This window comes from Pseudoalteromonas sp. L23 (genome assembly GCF_021728455.1).
Taxonomy (GTDB): domain Bacteria; phylum Pseudomonadota; class Gammaproteobacteria; order Enterobacterales; family Alteromonadaceae; genus Pseudoalteromonas.
In genome coordinates this window covers 1-5,646 of record NZ_JAKKCW010000037.1, presented here as the reverse complement: position 1 = coordinate 5,646, position 5,646 = coordinate 1, and the positions used below count along the sequence as shown (strand labels likewise).

Here is a 5,646-nt window from a genome sequence, read left to right as displayed (position 1 = left end):
AGGGCGCGTTGACGAGCAGGTGAAGTTACGAGGTTTTCGTATTGAGCTTGGGGAAATAGAGCATCACCTAAATAGCCATGATGCAGTAATAGAATCGCTAGTGTTAGTGGTAGAAGAGGCAGGAGAGTCACAGTTACAGGCTTACGTCCGAACAGAAGAAGCGACGGGTTTGGCACAGCAGCTACGTGAGTATCTACGGGCATTACTACCAGAGTACATGCTGCCAAGTCGCTACATTGCGGTATCACAGTGGCCGCTATCCCCGAACGGTAAAATTGACAAAAATGCGCTAAAACAATTGCATAGCAACACTGAGCTCGAGGCCTTTATAGCACCAAGAAATGCCACAGAGGAGCAGTTATTACTCATTTGGCAGCGATTGCTCAAAAACGACGCGATTGGTATTAATGACCACTTTTTTACCGTAGGAGGGGATTCAATTATAGCAATTCAATTGGTTGCTATGGCTCGGGAAGTGGGGCTCCATATAACTTTAAAAGAAGTTATGCAGTTACCTACGGTTGCTGATCAGGCATTGGTGGTTAAAGCAAGTAAAGAAGTGAGTGCTGAACAATCTCCCCTAAGCGGAGAATTTAGGCCTTTACCTATTCAATTGAGATTCTTACAACGCTCAAAAGGGGCGGCTGTACATCATTATAATCAGTCTATCTTATTACAAGTGCCTATTGAGTTATCGCAAGGTTTTCTAAGGCAAGCAGTTTCATGTTTACTTGATAGGCATGACGCGTTGAGATTACGGTTTACTCACAAATCAATAGGGTGGATGGGCGAGTTTATTGCGCTTGAACAAATTGATATTAATCGGGTTGTACAGAATGTTTTCGTTGCTGATTGGTCGGCTGAGGCCGTAACTGAAATTGCTGCTGCAGCACAGTCTGGGTTTAATATTTCAAAAGGTGAGTTATTTAAAGCAGTCTTAATCTCAGGTAAAAGTGAAGCTCGGTTGTTACTTGTAGCGCATCACCTGGTCGTAGATGGTGTTTCTTGGCGAATTTTGGTACAAGATTTACAGCGTCTTTGGTGTCAGCATCAACGCCAAGAGATACCTCGGTTACCAGCAAAAACCTCATCTATAAGGCAGTGGAGTGATACCTTAGCGCTTCATTACGACGATTTCCAAGCGCAACAAGTCTTTTGGCTTGCCCAATTAGCCGCTGAAAATACCATGATGGCTTTATCTGAGAGTGAAATAGAGCCCTGTTTACGCAGTGAAAGTGAAATCGTTAAGCTACAGCTTACCCACTCAGTAACTCGTCAACTCCTAGGAAGTGCAAACCAAGCTTATCGCACGCAAGTAGAGGATTTATTGTTAAGTGGGCTGTATTTAGCGCTACAGCAAACATTTGCGGTATCGCAAGTCGCAGTTGCACTGGAAAGCCATGGTCGAGATCCTATCTCTGATGATGTGGATCTCAGTGAAACAGTAGGTTGGTTTACTTCACTTTATCCACTATTACTTAGTTCAGAGGGCACAGGGCTTACAGAAGTAATTATTGCTGTAAAAGAACGGCGTAGGGTTATTTCTGAGTCGAACGTTGGCTTTGGAACACTAAAATACTACTCCCAAACTTCTGAGTGTTCGCATTTTGAACAAGCGGATCCTTTTGTGCTATTTAACTATCTTGGACAAATTGAGATAAATGCAGAGCACGAGCATGGGGATTTTTCTCTCGCTAATGAAAGTATGGGGTCAAATCTACACGAGCAAGCTTTACGGGAGTTTGCTATTGCGATCAATGGCCAAGTGAGTGAAGGCTTACTGCATTTGATGATTGACTATAGTGTTGCGCAGTTTAGTCCAGAGACTATGGTTGCTCTTAAAAATAATTTAGCTATGGCGTTGCAGGATATTGCTAATCACTGTGAAGGCCGAATGCCGATGTTAACAACCTCTGATGTCCCTCATGTCGAATTACAACAATCTCAGCTTAATGAATGGCAGAAACGCTTTGGTACACTCATTAATATCTTTCCTGCAACACCATTACAGCATGGAATATTCTTTCAAAGTCAAATTGATAAAAAAGCCTACTTAACCCAAGTTGTAAATCAAATCAGTGGCGAATTGAACATCAAGGCGATGGAGCTAGCATGGCAATATGTGACTAATCGGCATGAAATATTGCGAAGCGGCTTTGCTATAGAAAAAAGTAGCCTTTATCGCTTTGTGCTTGCACCAGATATTAAAGTTCCTGTGCGCTTTTTAGATTGGAGCGACTTGAGTGATGAGCAGCGCCACAGCGCATTTATCACGTTGCGTGAGCAAGACCGAGAAATGGCAATGCCACTCAATGAAGCGCCTTTGCATAGAGTTACTATCGTGCGCTATGGCTCCATGCAGCATCAATTACTTTGGACACATCATCACCTAATTTTAGATGGTTGGTGTCTGCAAACCGTTTACCAAGAACTATTGCAAAGCTATTTGTCTTTTGCTAACTCGCAACCCTTATCGTTACCGAAACCGATCCCACTGGATGGTTACTATGATTGGTTGCAGAGTAAAGATAAGCAAAGTGCTCTTGACTATTGGCATACTTACTTGCATGACTTTGACTCGCCCACCGCATTGTTAGAAAGCCAAAATTTAGACGTTCAATCAGGCTATGTTGAGCGACAATGGCAAATAAGTACGAGTCTGTCGCAAAAGCTACGAGTACTTGCCAGTGAAGCCAAGGTGACTCTCAATGCTGTCATACAGTGGGCTTGGGGATACTTGTTACAGCGTTACAGTGGCGATCAAAAAGTATTGTTTGGTACTGTAATTTCAGGTCGGCCATCTGAGGTACAAAACATTGAAAAGATGGTTGGGTTATTCATAAACACCATACCTGTAAAAGTTGATTTTGTTCCATCAACGGATCTTAAAGCTCAGCTTAAGCAGTTACATGAAAGCCAGTTGCAAAGTCAAGAACACGGCTTTTTAACTTTGCCAGAGATCCGGCAACAAACAGCGATTGCCGCAGAGGTTGAGTTGTTCGATAGTATCGTAGTGTTTGAGAATTATCCTACTGAGAGCAATAGCAGTGTAGCGAATAATACCAGCGATGTTGTTATCAATAGTAGTGAGACGGCAGAGTATAGTGCTGTGCCGTTGACTTTTATTGTGAATGATAATGAACACTTACAGCTTACATTGGGATATCGTAAAGAGCGTTTCAGCGATAACACCATAGCGCAAATGCAACATCATCTTGATGCCATCTTTTCTCAGCTTGCGGATGGTCGAGGTGTGGGTGAAATTTCACTGTTATCGACGTCTGAGCAACATTTACTGGCGCAGCAACATGATACTTTCTGTTCCCACAATTTAGCTTTACTACCGCATCAATATGTTGACCACTTTGCACAGGTAACACCTAACAGCATCGCCGTTCTTGATACTCAAGAAACGTTGACATATCAGCAGTTAAATCAGGCAGCGAACCGATTGGCTCGTTTGCTACAGGCTCAGGGAGTAATGCAAGAATCCTTCGTGGCTTTGTATCTTGAACGTCACTGTAGCATGGTTATTGCAATTTTGGCGGTGTTAAAGGCGGGTGGCGCTTATGTACCTATTGACCCGAGTATGCCGGACGCGCGCAGTAGTGCAATCTTAGACCAGCTGGGTGATGTACAAGTATTGACCCAACAGCACTTAGCGGAAGCTGAGTGTTTGCAATCACATCAAGTGACTGTGATCGATAGCGAAGCGACGCTAGATACTCTCTTCCAGTATAGAGCAACGACTCCTAGTACCTTTGAATTAAGCTCGACAAATCTTGCGTATATGATTTTTACGTCAGGTACAACAGGACAACCAAAAGGGGTGATGGTTGAGCATCAAGCCTTGTTGAATCGTGTACTGTGGATGCAAAAGCAATATGGACTGAAAGCCAGTGATAAAGTGCTGCAAAAGACGCCTTATGGTTTTGATGTTTCGGTCTGGGAGTTTGTTTGGCCTTGGACCGTTGGCGCAAGTATTGTTCTAGCTAAACCCGAGGGTCACAAAGAGCCTAAGTATCTAGCAGAGTTGATACAGCGACAAGGCATTACTCATTGTCACTTCGTACCTTCAATGCTGCAAGCATTTATGCAGCATGCAGAGTTATCGCAATGCCAAACACTGAAACAGGTATTTTGTAGCGGTGAGGCATTAACGCGCGATCACCGAGAACAGTTTATACGAGCGTCATCCGCTCAGTTACATAACTTATATGGCCCGACAGAAGCAGCAATAGATGTAAGTTATTGGGATTGTAGTAAAACCACCTCGGCCCCGAGTGTTCCCATTGGTTATGCTATTGATAACATTAACTGTGTAGTAGTGAGTCCGGATTTTGCTGAGCAGCCTATCGGTATTCCAGGAGAGTTACTCATATCTGGGATTGGCTTGGCTCGAGGTTACTTTCAGCAGGAACAGCTCACTGCGGAGAAATTTATTACGGTGAGCTTAGCAAACCGTTCTCAGCAGAGATATTATCGCACGGGCGATTTGGTCCGTCGTTTAGAATGTGGAGCTCTGGAGTTCCTTGGTCGTTTAGATCATCAAGTTAAAATCCGTGGTTTGCGTGTAGAGCTAGGAGAGATCCAAGCTGCGATTGCAGGCTGTGATGAAGTGGAAGAAGCATTTGTCAGTGTGCAGGAGTTACAAGCTGGTGAACAGCTTATCGCATTCTGTGTTACATCATTGGACAGTGCTGAACTTTCAGCTGTGATACCTAAGTTGCTGGCATCTACCTTACCGAACTACATGATACCTGCAACCTATATCGCATTGACTGAATTACCAGTCACTGTTAACGGCAAACTTGACCGTAAAGCACTATACAGCATGGTGACGGCCCAGCCTCAGATTGAATATGTTCCAGCACATACGGCAACAGAAGTTGCTCTAGAGGAAGTCTGGCGAGAGTGTTTAGGTATCACAGAACCCCTCAGTACCGTGCAGTCTTTCTTTGCTCTAGGCGGAAATTCGCTTCATGCCATGAGTATCCTCGATCGTGTCCAATCGCACTGGGATTACCCTTTTGAAATTGCAGACCTGTTTGCCTTCCAAACAATCAAAGAATTAGCACAGTTTATTGATGCAACACAGTCCCAGTATAGCTCAGAACAGCAGGAGCTAGAGGCGGATAGTGAGGCCTTTGAAGAAATGGAGTTTTAACCCAATGATTGATTTGCTTAATCAACTACAACAAAAAAATATTCAGCTATCTTCTGACTCCGGTACTTTAAAGGTGAAAGCACCAAAAGGTGCCATGACTGCTGAGTTAGCAGAGCAAGTAAAAACGCACAAAGAACAGTTATTGCACTTTCTTGAGAGAAAGCAGCAAGGGAGGTCAGTGGCGAGTATCCCCTTGTGTGCCATAGATCGCAGTGGTGCGATCCCAGCATCATTTTCACAACAACGGCTGTGGTTAATCGATAAGCTAGAAGGCAGTCAACATTATAATGTTGCAGCAGCACTGGCCTGTGATGGGGTACTGGATATTGCAGCCATAGAAGCCAGTCTAACTCAAATAGTTGCCCGCCACGAGGCGTTAAGAACCTGTTTCGAAGCCCACGATGGAGTGTGTATGCAGCGGGTAATGCCAGCCCGAGCGGTGACGGTAGAAGTGGTGAATTTGGTTGATTGTGGTGAAG

At 44.2% G+C, this 5,646-nt stretch carries 2 protein-coding genes; both read left to right on the top strand.

Annotation, left to right across the window (positions count from 1 at the left end; genetic code table 11):
• Positions 1 to 19 precede the first annotated feature (19 nt).
• Positions 20 to 5,167 carry a non-ribosomal peptide synthetase gene (locus L3V43_RS23485; RefSeq protein WP_237117522.1) on the top strand — a complete coding sequence of 1,716 codons (5,148 nt, stop codon included), beginning with the start codon at positions 20 to 22 and terminating at the stop codon, positions 5,165 to 5,167.
• Positions 5,168 to 5,171: 4 nt separating this feature from the next.
• On the top strand, positions 5,172 to 5,646 hold a 475-nt coding region (locus L3V43_RS23480; RefSeq protein ID WP_237117523.1), incomplete at its 3' end, for a condensation domain-containing protein.